Annotated in this window: 15 protein-coding genes; 5 read left to right on the top strand and 10 right to left on the bottom strand. The window is 37.8% G+C overall.

What is annotated here, in order from left to right:
• Positions 1-21: 21 nt before the first annotated feature.
• Together adk and MT390_RS09550 are read left to right on the top strand one after the other, a co-directional pair.
• Positions 22-666 (top strand): adenylate kinase, encoded by a 645-nt coding sequence (gene adk, locus MT390_RS09555; protein WP_166372319.1) that lies wholly within the window; start codon positions 22-24, stop codon positions 664-666.
• A gap of 116 nt (positions 667-782) precedes the next feature.
• Entirely contained in the window at positions 783-1,460 is a 678-nt protein-coding gene (locus tag MT390_RS09550; RefSeq protein ID WP_499440832.1) for a C40 family peptidase, read from the top strand.
• Positions 1,461-1,692: 232 nt separating this feature from the next.
• Here MT390_RS09550 and MT390_RS09545 read toward each other — a convergent pair whose 3' ends face one another.
• From MT390_RS09545 to MT390_RS09535, 3 genes are all read right to left on the bottom strand, one after another.
• Positions 1,693-2,319: a flavin reductase family protein gene (locus MT390_RS09545; RefSeq protein ID WP_499440830.1), complete on the bottom strand. Its 627-nt coding sequence runs from the start codon at positions 2,317-2,319 to the stop codon at positions 1,693-1,695.
• A gap of 126 nt (positions 2,320-2,445) precedes the next feature.
• Positions 2,446-2,895 (bottom strand): lactoylglutathione lyase, encoded by a 450-nt coding sequence (gene gloA / locus MT390_RS09540; protein WP_499440829.1) that lies wholly within the window; start codon positions 2,893-2,895, stop codon positions 2,446-2,448.
• Between the two features lie 324 nt (positions 2,896-3,219).
• A complete protein-coding gene (locus MT390_RS09535; protein ID WP_499440827.1) occupies positions 3,220-4,347 on the bottom strand; it encodes a ribosomal protein uL16 3-hydroxylase in 1,128 nt (375 codons plus the stop codon).
• A gap of 230 nt (positions 4,348-4,577) precedes the next feature.
• Between MT390_RS09535 and MT390_RS09530 the strand changes: the two genes are divergently transcribed.
• Complete coding sequence (locus tag MT390_RS09530) at positions 4,578-5,516, top strand: DMT family transporter (protein ID WP_299661651.1); 939 nt, start codon at positions 4,578-4,580, stop codon at positions 5,514-5,516.
• 91 nt (positions 5,517-5,607) lie between these two features.
• Here the strand turns inward: MT390_RS09530 and purB are convergent, their stop codons facing one another.
• From purB to MT390_RS09505, 5 genes are all read right to left on the bottom strand, one after another.
• Positions 5,608-6,978 (bottom strand): adenylosuccinate lyase, encoded by a 1,371-nt coding sequence (gene purB, locus MT390_RS09525; protein WP_299661649.1) that lies wholly within the window; start codon positions 6,976-6,978, stop codon positions 5,608-5,610.
• A 74-nt stretch (positions 6,979-7,052) separates the two neighbouring features.
• A complete protein-coding gene (gene hflD, locus MT390_RS09520) occupies positions 7,053-7,682 on the bottom strand; it encodes a high frequency lysogenization protein HflD (protein WP_166372325.1) in 630 nt (209 codons plus the stop codon).
• A gap of 149 nt (positions 7,683-7,831) precedes the next feature.
• On the bottom strand, positions 7,832-8,935 hold the full coding sequence (gene mnmA / locus MT390_RS09515; RefSeq protein ID WP_166372326.1) for a tRNA 2-thiouridine(34) synthase MnmA: 1,104 nt from the start codon (positions 8,933-8,935) through the stop codon (positions 7,832-7,834).
• Between the two features lie 359 nt (positions 8,936-9,294).
• Complete coding sequence (locus tag MT390_RS09510) at positions 9,295-11,418, bottom strand: methyl-accepting chemotaxis protein (protein ID WP_499440825.1); 2,124 nt, start codon at positions 11,416-11,418, stop codon at positions 9,295-9,297.
• A gap of 662 nt (positions 11,419-12,080) precedes the next feature.
• The gene (locus MT390_RS09505) at positions 12,081-12,377 is read right to left on the bottom strand and encodes a hypothetical protein (RefSeq protein WP_499440823.1); all 297 of its coding nucleotides are present in this window, start codon (positions 12,375-12,377) and stop codon (positions 12,081-12,083) included.
• A gap of 292 nt (positions 12,378-12,669) precedes the next feature.
• Here MT390_RS09505 and MT390_RS09500 point away from each other — a divergent pair, with 292 nt between their 5' ends.
• Positions 12,670-15,573 carry an FAD-binding and (Fe-S)-binding domain-containing protein gene (locus tag MT390_RS09500; protein ID WP_499440941.1) on the top strand — a complete coding sequence of 968 codons (2,904 nt, stop codon included), beginning with the start codon at positions 12,670-12,672 and terminating at the stop codon, positions 15,571-15,573.
• A 222-nt stretch (positions 15,574-15,795) separates the two neighbouring features.
• Here the strand turns inward: MT390_RS09500 and MT390_RS09495 are convergent, their stop codons facing one another.
• Positions 15,796-16,707 (bottom strand): LysR family transcriptional regulator, encoded by a 912-nt coding sequence (locus MT390_RS09495; protein ID WP_166372374.1) that lies wholly within the window; start codon positions 16,705-16,707, stop codon positions 15,796-15,798.
• Between the two features lie 176 nt (positions 16,708-16,883).
• On the opposite strand from MT390_RS09495, the gene MT390_RS09490 reads away from it, so the two are divergent.
• Positions 16,884-17,546: a nitroreductase family protein gene (locus tag MT390_RS09490; RefSeq protein WP_166372330.1), complete on the top strand. Its 663-nt coding sequence runs from the start codon at positions 16,884-16,886 to the stop codon at positions 17,544-17,546.
• A gap of 157 nt (positions 17,547-17,703) precedes the next feature.
• Here the strand turns inward: MT390_RS09490 and MT390_RS09485 are convergent, their stop codons facing one another.
• A complete protein-coding gene (locus tag MT390_RS09485; RefSeq protein ID WP_166372331.1) occupies positions 17,704-18,012 on the bottom strand; it encodes an antibiotic biosynthesis monooxygenase family protein in 309 nt (102 codons plus the stop codon).
• Positions 18,013-18,275: the final 263 nt, after the last annotated feature.

Here is an 18,275-nt window from a genome sequence, read left to right as displayed (position 1 = left end):
TAATTACATAGGAAGCTATAAATGCGCATTATCTTATTAGGTGCACCTGGTGCTGGTAAAGGTACACAAGCTCAGTTCATGATGGAAAAATATGGTATCCCACAAATCTCTACGGGTGACATGTTACGTGCTGCTGCGAAAGCGGGCACAGAGCTTGGATTAAAAGCAAAAGAATTAATGGATGCAGGTCAATTAGTCTCTGATGAGCTAATTATTGGCTTGGTTAAAGAACGTATTGCACAAGAAGACTGTGCAAAAGGTTTTTTACTAGATGGTTTCCCTCGCACTATTCCGCAAGCTGATGCAATGAAAGAAGCGGGTGTGATCGTTGATTTCGTACTTGAATTTGACGTGCCTGACGAAGAAATCGTTAAGCGTATGGCTGGTCGTCGTGTTCATTCTGGATCTGGCCGTACTTATCACGTTATTTATAATCCACCAAAAGTGGAAGGTAAAGATGATGTGACAGGTGATGATCTATCTATTCGTCCTGATGATGAAGAAGCGACAGTACGTAAACGTTTAGATATTTACCATACACAAACAGCGCCTCTTATTGCTTACTACAAGCAAGAAGCAGCACAAGGTAACGGTGCTCATCATAAGTTTGATGGTACTAAAGCTGTTGATGTGATCAGCGCAGAACTTGCCGAAATTTTAGGTTAAGCTTTCAAAGCTTAAAATAGATACTAAACTTTGGGGCGTAAGCCCCATTTTTATTTTTGATAAAAATAACGGTGATGAGTCTATTAGAATGTGAGTTAAACGAGTGGAGTAGGTGTATGTTTTGGGTGTTAAAACGTCATAATGTTCAATTAAGGTCTGATTTCAAATCTGAGCTAATTTCTAAACTAAACCATAAATTAGGCCATAAACTAAACCATAAATTAGGCCATAAACTAAGCTGCAAGTTAAATTATAAGTTAAGTTTATTACCTTTATTGTGCCTTTTAGCTGCCTGTTCATCAAAACCTGACCATCAAGATAATACTTCAATTAGTACTAATACCTCTTCAATAACAAACAGTGCCTCTTCTGCGATTACTTCAAGCTCAAATAAAACCTCTTCAGCTAATATGCAGACGGGTGATTTATTGTATTTATTGTTACTCAATGAGCATGAGCATTGGGAAGGTAGTCCCTATCGATACGGCGGTAATAGCCTGCATGGCATTGATTGCTCAAGCTTAGTGCAGAAAGTCTTTAAGAATAGCTTTAACATCCAATTACCGCGTACCACTGAGTATCAAGTAAGAAAAGGTTTCTCAATTAAAAAGAGCCAATTAAAAGTGGGTGATTTGGTGTTCTTTAAAACTGGCCGTTCTAGTCGGCATGTAGGTATTTATATGGGAGAAGGAGAGTTCTTTCATGTTTCGACTAGTAAAGGTGTGAAAATATCAAAACTTTCAAATCCGTATTGGCGAAAGCATTATTGGCAATCTCGTCGCGTTATTCATTAAAGACGAAGAGATGATTAGGGTAGTTATTGATACAGAAAAATTTAACGGTGGAGTTGTTGTAACATCTTAAAGTATCAACCGTCTACGCTCTTTGCTGCAACTTGGTATTGATTCGCACTGGTTTTGCCTTGTCGGCGAGCCTACATTCTTTTATCAGAAAAGAAGCTATCCCCAGAAAAATCAAAGAAACTGACCCGGTTCATTTTCTTGCATCAAGTAATAAAAAAGTTAGTTAATCTGGCCGTTTAAAGCTAAATGGGGCAGTAATTGATGCATATTCACCTCCACCAAGCCGTGCTAGTGGTTTTACTTTATCTGCTGAAATATTAATTCGGTCTGGATTTTCAGTATTTAATACTTGGTCATTAATATATAAATGCTTAATTTCAACAAAGATCAATGTTTGTGGCAAATCACCTATCTCTTTAATTTCATAAAGTTCACATCCATAAGCAATATGGCATTGTTCTAAACGTGGTAGTGGAAAGTCATCAAAGGCTGTTGTTGTTAAGTCTGTGGCAAACAGTTCTGATTCTCCATGTGCTAGTGTTGCCGCGGTTTGCGTGACGATCTCTGCTTGATCATCAGAAGCAATATGGATCACCATTTTTTTGTTTTTTAATACATTGGTTAAAGTGTCTTTATTATCGCCATTAGGTTTTTTACCGAGTGAAATCATTAGTATCGCAGGATCGCTTGATACGGCTGTAAAGTATGAGAAGGGGGCTAAGTTATAGACTTTATTCGGGTTGTTATTATCCGATTGAGTTAATACCCAAGCGATTGGACGAGGCACAATAGTTTGCGTCATTAAGTGATAACGTTGTGCAGAAGTGTAATCTGAAAAATTTAGTAACATATTATATATACCTTCAGTGTGAATGGTGATGACGATAACTAAATGAGTTAATAAATTTAATTATCGTCGCCGACATATATCCGTTAGCAATCAATATGGATTATTTAGTCGTCTATTAAAACTGCTTTACCAAGTGCCGGTATTTTCCATTGAAGCCCAAGGCTCTGCTGCTGCTAACTTTTTGCCTTTCTGTAATAACTCAATAGAAATATTGTCAGGTGATCTTACAAAGGCCATATGACCATCTCTTGGTGGGCGGTTAATAATAACGCCTGTTGCTTGTAGCTTTTCACAAAGTGCATAAATATCATCGACCTCAAACGCTAAGTGACCAAAATTTCTACCTTCGGTGTAACTTTCTGGTTCCCAATTATAGGTGAGCTCAATAAGTGGACTATCTAAGTCTTTTAACTCAGTACCATCTATAATATTTTCGGGAGCAGTCAGATAAATTAATGAAAACTGACCTTTTTCGTAATCATTTTTTTTAACTAGAACCAGCCCAAGAAGATCACAATAAAAGTGCATAGACTTTTCTAAATCTTTGACCCTAACCATGGTATGTAAAAAACGCATATTGTTTCCTTTTTATAAAGTGAGTTGGTATTCGTATATTGGGTTTAAGCCTGATCAGGTTGAATAAGGTTTAAACACACTAAAAAGTAATACTACAAAGCATATCATAGGGGGTGGTTTAGTTTCGATAAACTATTGTAATTCAGTCTGTAAGTATTGTTGAAGAGTAAATATTACTTTAGTGTGAGGGCTGTTGGAAAAGGGGCTAATCACAGAAGTTGATTGTCATCGTCTAATTGAGAGGAGTTTGTTCCTACTCAAAATAAGCAGCTTATAAGGGTAAGCTGCTTATCTATTTATCTATCTATTTAATTATATTAAAAACTATTCTGCGTACCAATAACCGAGGTTTACTAGTTTGGTAAATAGCGTTAATGCTTCCGGCTCATCTTTAAATAATACTATCAACTCACTGGCTGCTTCATCTTGATCGCATAAATAATGGGCGAGTTCAACAAAACCTGAAACGTCATAAACACCTCCGTTGATAAAGACTTGTTTAGGTGCTTGCTCGAAATACACTGCGCGTAATCCACCTAAGCGTGTAAATATCGCACCGTCTTCTAAAAATTCGATAATATCTTCATTTTCAAGCGGATATTCAGGGATTGCGATATCTAATTCATGTTTTGCTTCACTGATCATGCGTCCAAACCATGGGATTAAATGCTCGGGTGTTTGGCAATTTTCTAACATCACTTGATGTAGTTTTTCTAACTCAGCTTGTTCGATACAACCTGGATTTTCACGTACTTGCATTGGAATATCAGTATAACGTAATGCATTTTCGTAGTTATCAATATTGTAATCAGTAAAGCTGCTGAGTAAGTCATTTTGATCTGGTGCACGGAAACCAACACTGTAATTAAGTGAAGGTTCAATAGCATAACCTTCATGTGGGCAGCCACTTGGAATATAAAGAATATCGCCTGGTTCCATTTCAACATCAATAGCCGCTTCAAAAGGACCGCAATGTTTCAACGCGCCGTGTGCTGCGAACTCAGGTAATGGTTGACGTGCACCAACACGCCAATGACGCTTTCCTTGGCCTTGGATAATAAACACATCGTAGTTGTCGATATGGGGGCCGACGCCACCTTTAGGCGTTGAATAGCTGATCATTAAATCATCGATTCGCCAGTTTGGTAAAAAGCGAAATGGTCGTACTAACTGCTGTGCATCTGGGTGCCAATGATCCACGGCTTGTACTAATAAAGTTGCACCTTCTTCTTCTAAACGTTCAAAGGTTTTAAAAGGTCCGCACTCTGCTTGCCACTGATCGTTTTCAAGATAAACCAAGCGGCTTTCTAAATCTTCTTCCATGGCCAAACCAGCTAATTCATCAGGTGCAATAGGATCTTGAAAATCCACAAAACCTTGTTTGATAAAGGTTGGTTTTTGTTGCCAGTAGTCATCTAAAAACTGGTTAATTTCAAAATTAAGTTCAAACATAGGGTACTGCCTTTGAGGTTCAAATAATCTGAAGTGTAACAGGTCACCTGTATGCACGATAGTGATACAAATTATACTTTGTAAGAGGATTTAAATTAGATTGCTTTAAGGCTAATAGCTTAGTAATGTGATCGGCCGATTTAAGATGGTTCGCCTCTCCTCATAAATCATTAACAGCGTCTTTTTTAGTTAAAGTACATTCTCTTAGTTAAATCTAGCAAGGAAGTAGCATGGATAGCACGGTTAAGTTTGATAAAGTCACTGGATTACTTGCTGGCTTGATGATGGTGATGATTTGGTCTGGTTGGATCATTATTTCAAAATGGGGACTTTCCCGTGCATTAACAGTTTGGGATGTGACAGGGGTACGTTTCGTTACTGCTGGCATGATTGTATTGGTTTACGCCTTACTCAGTAAAACATCGATTAAAGCCCTGTTTACAGCACCCATCATCATTTGTAGTTTATGTTGTGGAACGTTTTATGTCTGTGCTAGTTTGATTGGGTTGCTGATGTCTGATGCTGCTAATACCGGGGTAATTATCAATGGCTCGTTACCTATCATGTGCGCGGCGATTGTTTTTGTATGGAAAAAAGTCCGTTTAAATAATGCGCAATATGTTGGTGTTTTTCTTATTTTAGTAGCCAATGTGCTTTTATTTACCAGTACCGGAGGTGCAACAATCAGTGCATTGTTATGGCTGTTGATAGCGGCTTTTGCGATTGCCTTTTATTCTGTTTCTATGAGGGTATGGGGTTTGAACTTGAAGACCGTTATGATTGCGGTGCCATTAATTAATGCTTTGTTCTTTACGCCTATTTGGTATTTTTTACCCAGTAATATCAGCAGTGCGCCACTTGATGAGATCGTACTTCAAGGTATTTACCAAGGCATAGTGGTGAGTATCATTGCGTTATTTTGCATGACTTACTCTATTAATAAATTAGGAGCGGTATCTGCTGCAACGATCATGGCTTTGGTTCCGATTGTGTCAGTTATATTAGCCATGATTTTCTTAGAGCAGGTGATGACATTACAAATGTTTATCTCTATCCTCGTGTGTTCCTTTGGTATTGCTTGTTATAGTGGATTACAGCCATTTTTAATTTGGTTAAAAAGCAATAAAAAAGGCAACCCGAAGGTTGCCTCAAAGCAAAGTAATCGTTAAGTCATTTATCTTTAATGCAAGGTGAGAAGCGTCGTTTATGTTTTAAATGAGCACTTTTCAACAATCAAGTAAGCTTAAATGACAATGCGATTTATGCCATTTTATCTACTAATTCAATTGCTTGACCAATGTAAGACGCGGGTGTCATTGCTTTAAGCTCTGTTTTCACTGCTTCTGGTAATTCAAGTGTATCGATAAACTCTGACATACCAGGGCCATCCACACGTTTACCGCGCGTTAGCTCTTTTAGTTTCTCGTATGGTTTTTCGATAGCGTAACGACGCATCACAGTTTGGATTGGCTCTGCTAATACTTCCCAGTTTGAATCCAAATCTTTTAACATGTTTGCTTCGTTTGCTTCAAGCTTACTAATACCTTTTAAGCTTGCTTCATAAGCGATAACAGAATAACCGATAGCAACACCTAAGTTACGTAATACCGTTGAGTCTGTTAGGTCACGCTGCCAGCGAGAAACAGGTAGTTTCGCTGCTAGATGATCAAAGATAGCATTTGCTAGCCCTAAGTTACCTTCAGAGTTTTCAAAATCAATTGGGTTTACTTTATGTGGCATGGTTGAAGAACCAATTTCGCCTGCAATTGTTTTTTGTTTGAAGTGACCAAGGCAGATATAACCCCATACGTCACGGTCAAAGTCTAAAAGAATTGTATTGAAACGAGCGATTGCGTCAAACAACTCTGCAATGTAATCATGCGGTTCAATTTGTGTTGTGAACGGGTTAAATGTCACCCCCAAGCTAGTCACAAATTCTTCCGCAAAACCCTGCCAGTTAATTTCTGGGTAAGCACTAAGGTGAGCATTGTAGTTACCAACAGCACCGTTTGTTTTACCTAGTTGCTCAGTTGCTTCGATTTGTTTAACTTGACGTTGTAGACGTGCAACAACGTTAGCAAATTCTTTACCTAGTGTAGTAGGTGAAGCTGGCTGACCATGTGTACGAGACATCATTGGTATTGCTTTGTATTCAATCGCTTTTGCTTTAATCGCATCAACAATACGATTACAGTAAGGCAGGATAACGTCTGTTTTAGCAGTACCCAGCATTAATGCGTGAGATAGATTGTTAATATCTTCAGAAGTACAGGCAAAGTGAATAAATTCAGAGACTGCATTTAACTCTGCATTATCTGCTACTTTTTCTTTAAGGAAGTATTCAACTGCTTTTACATCATGATTGGTAGTTGCTTCGATGTCTTTTACACGTTGTGCATCTGCTTCACAGAAGTTTGCAACAATCGCATCAAGGTGAGCATTTGCTTCAGCAGAGAAAGCTGGAACTTCAGCGATACCATCTGTTTGTGCTAGTTTTTGTAACCAACGCACTTCAACTTGTACGCGGAATTTGATTAAACCAAATTCACTAAAGATATCGCGTAAAATTGCAGTTTTGCTACCGTAACGGCCGTCAACTGGTGATACAGCTGTTAGTCCTGAAAGTTCCATTTGTTGCTCCTAATGATATGTAGGTTGTTTAAATAGTTGCTTTGTTCCCCGGTTAGGAAACGTCAATTTGTGTTTTAAGTTCGTAGTAAATTTTGTTTTGTTTGGTGCACTAACGCTTTACGCGATAATAATAATTGACGACGTTTGCCGCCAATTTGACGCCACAATACAGTCGCGCGAACACCGGCTAATAATAAAGCGCGAATTTTATGCTGTGTATGTTCTTGTTGCAAGTAAGCAGGATTACCGTTTACTTGAATTTTAGGACCCAAATTACTTATCAGGTCTTTATAGATAGAATCTAAGTTGCTTAATACGCTGCTGTCATCAATTTCAAAGTGAGCTAATTGGCGATTAACTTGATTAATACGTTCACCGAGCAAGTTTAAAGCTCCTGAATTTGCAGAGAGTTTTCGTTCTAACGCCATTAAGCCTGCTACGTATTTGGTGATTTGCATGTTACGGCTACCATCAGCATTATCGAGTTGTGCAATCACTGTTTTATAACCTAATTTTAGTGCGTCATGCCCACCAAAAATATCTAAAGGTGCTGCGCTATCGGTACGCATAATCGAGCGTAAAGAAGCATTAAATGCGACAGCATCAGGACACATACCTTTGTTCGCTATTTTATCAACTAAGTAGGCAGCTTGGCACATTGCTGCAAAAGCAATGCTTCGAGATTCTAACGTATGGAATGACATAATGAATACACTTCTAATTTGAATAACTGTTGAACAAAATACTATCGACTTTTAGTACGTTATTATTGAATATTGCGTTGCATCTCTTTTTAAAAGTTTGCATTAACCGAGAAAATATTAATCGGTTAATGCTTACAACTGAGTTAACGTTACTTCTGTAAATGTTGGTCGATAATCGCACCACCTAAACACACTTCATCAAGATAAAATACGGCTGATTGCCCAGGTGTCACGGCTGCTTGAGGCTGATCGAAAATAACCTCTAGGGTATCATCATCTATCGGATTGACCGTGCATGGAATATCAGTTTGGCGGTAACGCGTTTTTACTGTACATCTAAAACTTTCTTTTTTAGGCGTTCTATCAACCCAATCACATTTTTTAGCAATCAAACCATAGGAAAACAGAGCTGGATGATCAGCACCTTGTGCCACCAATAAGCGATTATTTTCCATATCTTTGCCCACTACATACCATGGGTTTTCATTAGAATTTTGTAAACCGCCAATACCAAGACCTTTACGTTGCCCTAAAGTGTGGTACATCAGTCCTTGATGTTGACCAATGACTTCATTATCTGGCGTTACAATATCGCCAGGCTGTGCAGGTAAATAAGTTTGCAAAAAGTCAGTGAATTTACGCTCACCAATAAAACAAATACCAGTACTGTCTTTTTTGTTATGGGTGACTAAATCTTGTTCTTCTGCAATACGACGCACTTCTGGTTTTTCTAATTCACCAACTGGGAATAAGGTTTTTGCGATTTGCTCGCCACCAACTGCGTATAAAAAGTAGCTTTGATCTTTATTGTTATCTACACCACGAAGCAGTTGTGCTTGGCCATCTACATCTCGACGTCGACAATAATGACCTGTGGCAATAAAGTCAGCACCTAAATCTTCAGCAGCAAACTCTAAAAAGGCTTTAAATTTAATTTCTTTATTACACATGATGTCTGGATTTGGGGTACGTCCGGCTTTGTACTCTTCTAAGAAATGCTCAAATACGTTATCCCAATATTCAGCTGCAAAGTTGATGGTATGTAACTTAATACCTAACTTATCACAGACAGCTTGTGCATCTTGCAGATCCTGAGCAGCTGAACAATACTCATCGGTATCATCCTCTTCCCAGTTCTTCATGAATAAGCCTTCTACTTGATAGCCTTGCTGCTGTAATAAATAAGCAGATACTGAGGAATCAACACCACCGGAAATACCGACGATCACTTTAGTTTGGCTATTGTCTTTCATAAATTATTCTCCAACGAATTCAGCGCCAGATTTTAGCAGAATTCAGGCGCAATTAAACTAATAATGTGAGCGAGATAACGTAGCTTAATTAAACGCTCGGTATTGTTTGATTTTCAGCTGTTTTATTTGACTATTAAAAAATAAAGCTGCTTATAAAAAAGGAAATAATAATAGGGGGACGATATAAATTTAAAAAAGAGAGTAAGGTTGGTATCGAGTGTTAAATCATTTAACCATTTAACCATTTAACTATTTAATTATTTAATTATTTAATGTTTCTCTCCCTAACTTCAGCACTGAATAATGAATGAACTGAAGCTAGGTTGTTGAGGTTAAGTAATCGTCATTGTCGATAAAGCTTATGCAGCGCGTTTAGATACCTCAAAACGTTCAACTAATTTGTTGAGGCGTAATACGGCATTTTGAACCAATGTGGTTTGATGGATTAATTGTTGTGAGGACGTTTCCATTTCTGTGGTTGTGGTGTGGGCTTGTTGTGCTGTTGCACCATGTCGCTCACTATTACTGGCAATTTGATTCATGGTATTGAACATTGACTCGACTGCGCTTTGTAATTTGAGGCTTCTTTCTCCTGAATCTAAGGCTAAGCTGTTTTGATCAACATTGGTTACCCCTTGCTGCATATACTTAACAGCCATTTCAGATTCGCTACTTAATTTCGACATAATATTACCTATATGCTTGGCCGCTTCTGATGTTCTAGTGGCAAGGTTACGAACTTCATCGGCAACGACGGAGAAACCTCGACCATGTTCGCCAGCTCTAGCGGCTTCAATGGCTGCATTTAATGCCAACAGGTTGGTTTGTTCGGTTATCCCCGTAATTAAAGTCACTATCGCTTCTATCTCTTTCATCTGACCATTAACGTCATTCACGCTTTTAGCTGAGGCTAATACGATATCTTTAATTTGAGCGGTATTATTCACTGCTTGTGTATATTCCTGTTGCGTTTTACTAACAACATCTAACATCAATTCATTCATTGCTTGTGCGGAAGCGGTGGCACTGGCTATTTCACCTTGCTGCTCGTGCGATAGTTGCAACATAGAGTCAATGGAGCCCGTGGTAGTTTTACTTGCTCCATCGACATTAATACTGTGCCGTAACATCGATTCACTGACTGTATTGACTTCACTAGATGCATGGATCATTTCACCTAACATATTATCTAACCGATCGATAAAACTGTTTATCCAACGACCCATATCTCCGGATTCATCTGCACTAAATTTAGTGGTGTCAAAGCGTTGATTTAGGTTTGCATCACCTTCGGCAAGCATTTGTAAAACGTCGACCATATGCTTTAAACGCGACGTGATTGGTTTTAAACCAAAACTACAAAAACCAATTACCCCTATTATTAATGCAATTGCAATTAAAACACTATTCTGTAAGGCACTTAAGGACATAACATAGGAGAATGCGACGGCACTAAAAAAGGGTAGGGCAATACTTAATAATAGTTTTTTACCCAAAGTATAAGTGAGTGAACGGTGACGATAAACTTCTTCTAAGTCTGCTTCACACATCATACCCCATATATCTGGTGATCCGGGTAGTTGGAAGGTCACCCCTTTTCCAATCACTGGAATATGTCGGTAGTCAGAATAACCGGGATAATCAACATACAAATTTTCTCCGTGTTTAATTGTTTCTCTGACTCCTGGGTGTAATTGTTGCGTAGCAGGATCGGTAAAACGTATTTCAAACTCCGTATGCTGTTGTATTTTTACTGTTCCCCATTGTGTGTGCACACCCGATTTAAGGTTTTCACCATGAGAAAAAGCATTGTCTTCAAATCGCGATCGAGAAAGCGCAGTACCGCTGCTAATGGTAGGATCTTGGTTCGATTTAACCATAAAAATATAATTATCACCGGACTCACTGTAAATGTGTCCCGCTTCGCGTTGAATCAGATCCCCCATTACATCATTAGGGACTCGTCCGCACAAACAGCCTATGACTTGATTGTCCTTTATAATAGGTTGGTAAAACATTAATGTAACGGCATCATGAAAGTTAGAACTTGATGGCCCAATTAATTGCGTTTGCGAGTCTAAATAAGGGCCGTGCAAAAAAGGAGCCTGTAACCCTTTTGTAAGTATTGTTTGGTCTATTTTATGTTGTATAGGATTGTGATAACTAGAGGCTACAATTTGTCCATCTTCCATTACGATAAATAATTCTGAAAAATCATTGTTTCTTGTTAATAAGCTTTGTAACGACGTTTTCCATTGTGCTTGAGGTTGGGAGGAGATGTATAAAGCGCCATCATGAAGAAAATTCCATTGTGTACTAACCCATGATGTTAAAATGTGTACTCGCGTTTCAGCAGTGCTAGTAAAGGTTTGTTCGAGTATTTTTTTACGATCTTTATTCAACCAACAAGCTTTGCCTAATGCCAGTTTGCCAGTTGCGCCAAGCCACGGTAACCAATGTTTTTCTTTAGTGGTTAGATCCATTTTATATCCCTTAATACTATTTTATTAACAGGATAAGCAAATTAAATACCAAGTACTCACTATGAGGTATTTGTTTTTTTTTGCTATTTAAAACATAGCGTTATATTTTTGCTGTTCGAGATCTTTTATGCTGCATTTAGTTTTATTGTATGACTTAATTGATTTTTGCTCTAATTTGGGGCGATTGGCTTATTTTGGTGCACTTAAATGACGGGAGGCAGTTGTCTTATAACCCATCCCTTTTACTTGCCGTTTCTCATTTAGCATGTTTTTTGAATGTAAAATCATTATGTTGTGTACTGAAATGACTGTTTATAATAACTATTTTTAGATATTGATGAGGCTCGTAAAACAAGACGTTTACTTACCTATTTATTGAAACTTAATAACAGGTTTATCGAAACTTATTGAAAAATAAAAGCTGCAAAAGTTGTTATTTAACCTCAATTCAGGCTCTCAATTCTGATTAATGAAAGAGGAATTATATTTAAAATCATAAAATTATATTTTTGGGCTATACAGAGCCGTTAGTTTTACATAATTCAAGGCGAGTTATTGATAGATAGTTTAACGAAGAAATCCGCGGAAAGAACGGTGTTCTATCGCTTTGCTTATCCAGAGCTTAGGTTATTAAGAGCTTAGGTTATTAAGAGCTTAGGTTATTAAGAGACTAACTCTGGACCCAAACGAAGACGTGCTTCATCGGCGTCAAAATAGTCTTTGTCAGTTAATAGGTGCGTTAACTGTTGCATTGAAATTTCTTTATTGGCGATTAAATTCAGAATACGTTGTTTACAGTGATTAATAGTCGTTTCTTCATCTAACGCTAAATATTCACGGCAAAAGTAGAGTTGTGGTAAACCTAAAGAGAAAGCCGTTAATTGTGCGAATTGCATGGCATTTAGTGTGAGGGTTATTTTTTCGAATTCTACTTGTGTGCTTTTAATATCATCTGACATTTAATTGTGCTCATTTAAGGAAATCTTTACAAACTCTACATGAAAAACATTAACTTGTCGTTCACTGCGCAGAGTTACCCTATCAGGGAAGCACTCATTAGTTAATGTTCTATCCCATACTCACCCCAATAATTTCACTCAGGTCACATTGTTTAATAATTAATACATTCGGTATTGCAATTTAATCATAACTTTATCGACGCTCAGAAAACTGCTCTTAATATCAATGCTTATGTTTTAAAAGTAATTGCGATGATTACTTGAACGTTATCGACTTAAATGAGGATAAATGATGTCTGCTAGCCATTTGCAAAAATTTCAACAGTTGAAAGAGACCTTACTTGCTTGTATAGAACCTGCTCGAATTTATAGTGATCCCGCTCAGCGACTTGCTTATGGAACTGATGCTAGTTTTTACCGTTTAATTCCAAAAATGGTGCTGCGCTTAAATAATGTTAATGAAGTTATTTATACGCTTAAAAGTTGTCAGGCATTGAATATTGCTTGTACTTTTAGAGCGGCAGGGACCAGTTTATCTGGGCAGGCGGTTTCAGATTCGGTCCTTATTACCTTAAGCGACGATTGGAGAGGGCATGAAATAATTGATAATGGCCAGCAAATAAAATTACAGCCCGGTGTAATTGGTGCTGATGCGAATAAATACTTACAACCTTTTGGGCGTAAAATAGGGCCTGATCCTGCTTCTATTAATACCTGTAAAATAGGTGGGATTGCAGCTAATAATGCCAGTGGTATGTGCTGTGGTGTGGCACAAAACTCTTATCGTACAGTGGAAAGCATGAAATTAATTTTTGCTGATGCGGCTCAACTTGATACTGCAGATAACGATAGTGTTATTGCATTTAAAGCACAGCATAAAGCGCTGATTGAAGGAATAGAGCAACTTTCACAGCAAGTTGCCAATGACGCAACCTTAAGCGCACTGATTAAACATAAATATCGCCTTAAAAATACTACTGGATACTCTTTAAATGCACTGGTGGATTATCAAGATCCGATTGAAATCATCAAACATTTAATGATTGGCTCTGAAGGTACACTTGGTTTCATTAGTGAAATTACCTATAACACTGTGATAGAGCATAAACATAAAGCATCTGCATTAATTGTTTTTAATGATATTGAAACAGCCTGTAAAGTGGTTTCAGAACTGGCTCATTTGCCTGTGTCTGCAGTTGAAATGATGGATGGTAGAGCGATGCGCTCAATTGCTAATAAACCGGGCATGCCAGACTTTATTAAAAGTTTAGACCTTGAGGCTGGAACCCTATTAATTGAGTCTAGAGCTAGTGATCTAGAGACCTTAGATCAGCAATGCAACACAGTAATGAAAACAATACACAAATATAGTGTGAGTGAATCTATTGCTTTCACAAGCGATACAGTGGTGGTAGAAACATTATGGGCTATCCGTAAAGGTTTATTTCCAGCAGTGGGGGCAGTGAGAGAGGTGGGGACTACCGTCATCATTGAAGACGTGGCTTTTCCAGTTGAACATTTAGCGGCTGGCGTACGAGATTTACAACAACTTTTTGACCGATTTAATTACACTGAAGCGATTATTTTTGGTCACGCATTAGATGGTAATTTACATTTTGTGTTTACTCAGGGATTTGAATCTCCTGATGAAGTTAAGCGTTACAGTGACTTCATGGATGAATTGACTCAGCTAGTAGCGGTGAAACATTCGGGCTCTTTAAAAGCGGAACATGGAACGGGAAGAAATATGGCACCCTACGTCGAGCTTGAGTGGGGTAAAGCAGGTTATGCGTTAATGCAGCAGATTAAACGTATATTTGATCCTACTGGATTATTGAATCCGGGCGTGATCATTAATGAAGATAAAAAAGCACATATTCATAATCTGAAACCAATGCCGCAAGCGGATGAGTTAGTTGACCGTTGTATTGAATGTGGCTTTTGTGAGCCAGTTTGTCCATCACGTACCTTGACCTTATCACCTCGTCAAAGGATCGTGCTTTATCGAGAAATTAAACGCAGCGAAAGAGCAGGCGAGACGGCATATTCAAAATCCTTAACTAAAACATTTCAGTATCAGGGAATAGACACCTGTGCAGCGACGGGATTATGTGCTGATCGCTGCCCAGTTGGCATTAATACAGGCGATTTAGTTAAAAAGTTGCGAACAGCCAAATATCAGCAATTCACTCCTATTGCACGTTGGACTGCTAATCATTTTACGACAACCAATAAACTGCTTAATCTAGGGTTAAAAGTGAACCAAATAGCGCAAAAAGCGTTAGGTGCTGAGCGGATCAATAAAGTGAGTAAAGGGGTTGCTCAATTATCCACCCATAAAGCGCAACGATGGTCACCACAAGTCCCAACTGCTAATCGCTACCATCTTAAAACAACAAATGTTGAAAGCTCACTCAAAAGTGAATCGACTATTGCACCGGTAAGTGAATCAACAAGTGAGTCGACAAGAAAGGCCTCTTTTAATTCAAACCTAGCTAAGAAAGTGGTTTACCTTGCTTCATGTGCGAGCCGTTCCATGGGCCAGCAAGCAGATAATAAAGATCAGCGTTCATTACCGGAAGTCACCACCTCTTTACTTATTAAAGCTGGTTTTGACATTATCGTTCCTGACGCGATTAATGAATTATGTTGTGGTCAGCCGCACGATAGTAAGGGATTCAAAGAAGTTGCTAAGTTAAAATCTCAACAGTTAGAGGCTGCCTTATGGAAAGCCAGTGAGCAAGGAAAGTGGCCTGTGCTGATCGATACCAGTCCCTGTGCTAAACGCAGTGTTGAACAATTTTCGCAGCAAATGGAAATACTAGAGCCAAGCCAATTTGTGCTTAACTATTTACTAGATTATTTAACTATTTCACCGTTGCAAGAAACGATTATGTTGCATATCACCTGCAGTACTCGACGTCAGGCATTAGATAAACAAATGTTACAACTTGCACAACGTTGTGCAATCGAGGTGATAGTGCCTGAGCATATTGAATGTTGCGGGTGGGCTGGTGATAAAGGGTTTACCACACCAGAGCTTAATGCGGCGGCATTATTGCCATTGAAGTCACAAGTTCCAGCGCATTGTACGCGTGGTTATAGTAATAGCCGTACCTGTGAGATTGGCTTGTCAAAACACAGTGGCATTGCTTATCAGTCAATTTTGTATTTAGTTGATGAGGTCAGTGTTTAAAGTGGAATTGGATAAAATATTTCCTCTGCCTTAACCCCTCTCAAGTGAAAATAGTTGTGCTTACTAGAGCGATACGTAAACAACCATAGGGTGACATAAGATCAGAATACTCATTTTTTAATAATAAAAATGAGTATTCACATACTTATAGTGCAGTGCATCGCCCCTATTATTTATGCAGTTACTTATACCCGCCCCTTAATAAACTATTATTATCGTTCCTTAAGGAGGTGGGTAGCGCTTGCTGAATTCACTGAATTTTTGTTGTAAAAAGTCAATCACCATGCGTAATTGCTTTCTAGGGTAATCAGTTTGTAAGTAGACTAATTGCAAAGGAATATCTTCTGTTAAATAGTCGGTTAACAAAACTTTCAAACGACCTTGTTCGACGTCTTCTGCAATATCGATCCAACTTTTATAAGCAATACCATGCCCTGCAATAGCCCACTCTCTTAATAATGCACCATCATTGGTCGTTTTAATGGGGGAAATTGGCACTTGTATGCGTTGGTTATCTTTATTAAAGGTCCATTGTTGGTGATTTTTATTACCTAAGTTCCAATTTAATAATTTATGTTGTTGTAGTTCGGCAGGGCTATTAGGTTGACCAAATGCGTTGATATAATCAGGAGAAGCAACCACATAACGTGGTGATGATGTTAAGTAACGACGTTTAAGTGCTGAATCTGCTAAATGCCCATAACGTAATGCTAGTTGAATTTTATGATCCATTAAATCACTCATGTGATCGCTTAAATGTAAGGTTAACGTTAAAGAAGGCGCTGCAGCTAAAAATTCATCCAACCAAGCACTCACAATATTCCTGCCTAAATCAGAGGGCATACTTAACCCTAAGTCGCCACTTAATTGATCATTATTATTGTTTAGGGTGTTACTCGCTAACTCTAATATTTTTATCGCTTCACGGCTACTTTCAATAAACAATTGACCTTCTTCGGTTAACTGCATATTTCGTGTTGAGCGAACGAACAGTTGGCAGTTCAATCTTTGCTCTAGGCGCTTGAGTGCAGCACTTGCTGCGGCAGGTGTTAGGTTTAGTTCGCGACTGGCTGCGGAAATGTTTTGTAAGTCTGCAATCCGGATTGCTAATTTAAGATCGTTTAAGTGATACATATTCAAAAATAATTATCAAGTTATTCAAATTTATGATTGATTATCAAATAAAAGAATCAAGTGTACAATGTGTTTATTCGTAATCGAGCCTATCGGCTCTATCGCTCATATCGACAAGAATAAATAGATCGCTTTAAAGTGTTCGCTACCAACAACAAACAAATGAGAGTCAGACCATGACAACACATGAACAGATTATTACAGATTTAGAAAAACGTTATACGGCAAAAAAATATGATTCAAGCAAAAAAGTTTCACAGCAAGACTTAGATGTTTTATACCAAGCATTACGTCTTTCACCTTCATCAATTAACTCACAACCTTGGAAATTTATTGTGATTGAAAGTGATGCCGCTAAACAAAGAATGTTTGATACTTTTGCTAATAAATTTCAATTTAATCAACCGCATGTTTTTGCTTGTTCGCATATTATCTTATTTGCACATAACCCAGCTTACACGCGTGCTGATTATGAAAAAGTAGTCGACCAAGGTATCGTTGATAATCGCACTAAATTAGAAGATAAAGAAAAAGCATTCGGCGGTTACGCTTTTGCTGATATGAATACTGATGAGCAAGGTCGTAATGCAAGCTGGACTAAATCTCAAACTTATATTGCATTAGGTAATGCAATGCATACGTTAGCGCGTTTAAAAGTAGATTCAACGCCGATGGAAGGTGTCGATAGCCAACTAATAGGTGAAATTTTTGCTGATGAGCTAGGTGGATATGAATGTGACGTTGCATTAGCAATTGGTTACCATCATCCATCTGAGGATTATAATGCGAAATTGGCTAAATCAAGACTGACAATGGAAAAAGTATTAACTGTTATTTAATATTGAATTATTTACAGGGTATTATTTTTTCTTTTAAAACAAGCAACTACACAGAAATATTTACAGGGATACTTGTGAGACTGTAATAAAAACGTTGTAGTTGCTTGTTTTTTTTAGTTTAAGGTTTTGGTTTATATTCGATACGATGAATAAATGTTTAAATTTTTGTGCCGATTAAATGATCTAATACAGGCACTAATACTAATGGTTGAGCAGAGCTAATGATTGCAGTTAGCATTTTAACTCGCGCACCTTCATGTTTATCTTCCAACCCTTGTGCTTTCAAATAATGCTCTTCACTTATCCACTGACTGTAAGAAACCCATTGATTATCCTTAGTTTTATGTAAACGAGAGCCTAGAGCACCGTATTTTTCAATATTTCGTTGTACTAACTCTGTCCAACCTTCTTTAAATACTTTTTCATGTGCTGGATTTATTTCCCAACGAAATAATACAGTAACCATAAACTACTACTCCTAATGACTTGTTTTGTTCGTGTTGTCGATAAAGATAATTGTTTCTATTATAGCCATGCCTGAATCTTACTTACTGTGAGTTAATTTGATTTTTGCGATAAATTATTTTTATTTTCATGCTTTTTAAGCATTTAGCGTATTTATTTTCTCTCTTTTTTAGCATATCTCCACATTTTCTTCACAATCTTTGCCTTTTTTTACTTTATGATAGAAGCAATAGTTGAATGCTATTGTCTTTTTCTTGTTACTCG

It is taken from the genome of Vibrio sp. 2-Bac 85 (assembly GCF_037546705.1).
In the GTDB taxonomy this organism is placed as follows: Bacteria; Pseudomonadota; Gammaproteobacteria; order Enterobacterales; family Psychromonadaceae; genus Psychromonas.
Note: the sequence above shows the minus strand (reverse complement) of the source record. Positions and strands in the feature narration are given on the sequence as shown.

What these genes read in the sequence shown, in the direction of transcription:
- adk (WP_166372319.1), top strand. Translation starts at nt 22, where the DNA reads ATGCGCATTATCTTATTAGGTGCACCTGGTGCTGGTAAAGGTACACAA.
- MT390_RS09550 (WP_499440832.1), top strand. Translation starts at nt 783, where the DNA reads ATGTTTTGGGTGTTAAAACGTCATAATGTTCAATTAAGGTCTGATTTC.
- MT390_RS09545 (WP_499440830.1), bottom strand. Translation starts at nt 2,319, where the DNA reads ATGTTACTAAATTTTTCAGATTACACTTCTGCACAACGTTATCACTTA.
- gloA (WP_499440829.1), bottom strand. Translation starts at nt 2,895, where the DNA reads ATGCGTTTTTTACATACCATGGTTAGGGTCAAAGATTTAGAAAAGTCT.
- MT390_RS09535 (WP_499440827.1), bottom strand. Translation starts at nt 4,347, where the DNA reads ATGTTTGAACTTAATTTTGAAATTAACCAGTTTTTAGATGACTACTGG.
- MT390_RS09530 (WP_299661651.1), top strand. Translation starts at nt 4,578, where the DNA reads ATGGATAGCACGGTTAAGTTTGATAAAGTCACTGGATTACTTGCTGGC.
- purB (WP_299661649.1), bottom strand. Translation starts at nt 6,978, where the DNA reads ATGGAACTTTCAGGACTAACAGCTGTATCACCAGTTGACGGCCGTTAC.
- hflD (WP_166372325.1), bottom strand. Translation starts at nt 7,682, where the DNA reads ATGTCATTCCATACGTTAGAATCTCGAAGCATTGCTTTTGCAGCAATG.
- mnmA (WP_166372326.1), bottom strand. Translation starts at nt 8,935, where the DNA reads ATGAAAGACAATAGCCAAACTAAAGTGATCGTCGGTATTTCCGGTGGT.
- MT390_RS09510 (WP_499440825.1), bottom strand. Translation starts at nt 11,418, where the DNA reads ATGGATCTAACCACTAAAGAAAAACATTGGTTACCGTGGCTTGGCGCA.
- MT390_RS09505 (WP_499440823.1), bottom strand. Translation starts at nt 12,377, where the DNA reads ATGTCAGATGATATTAAAAGCACACAAGTAGAATTCGAAAAAATAACC.
- MT390_RS09500 (WP_499440941.1), top strand. Translation starts at nt 12,670, where the DNA reads ATGTCTGCTAGCCATTTGCAAAAATTTCAACAGTTGAAAGAGACCTTA.
- MT390_RS09495 (WP_166372374.1), bottom strand. Translation starts at nt 16,707, where the DNA reads ATGTATCACTTAAACGATCTTAAATTAGCAATCCGGATTGCAGACTTA.
- MT390_RS09490 (WP_166372330.1), top strand. Translation starts at nt 16,884, where the DNA reads ATGACAACACATGAACAGATTATTACAGATTTAGAAAAACGTTATACG.
- MT390_RS09485 (WP_166372331.1), bottom strand. Translation starts at nt 18,012, where the DNA reads ATGGTTACTGTATTATTTCGTTGGGAAATAAATCCAGCACATGAAAAA.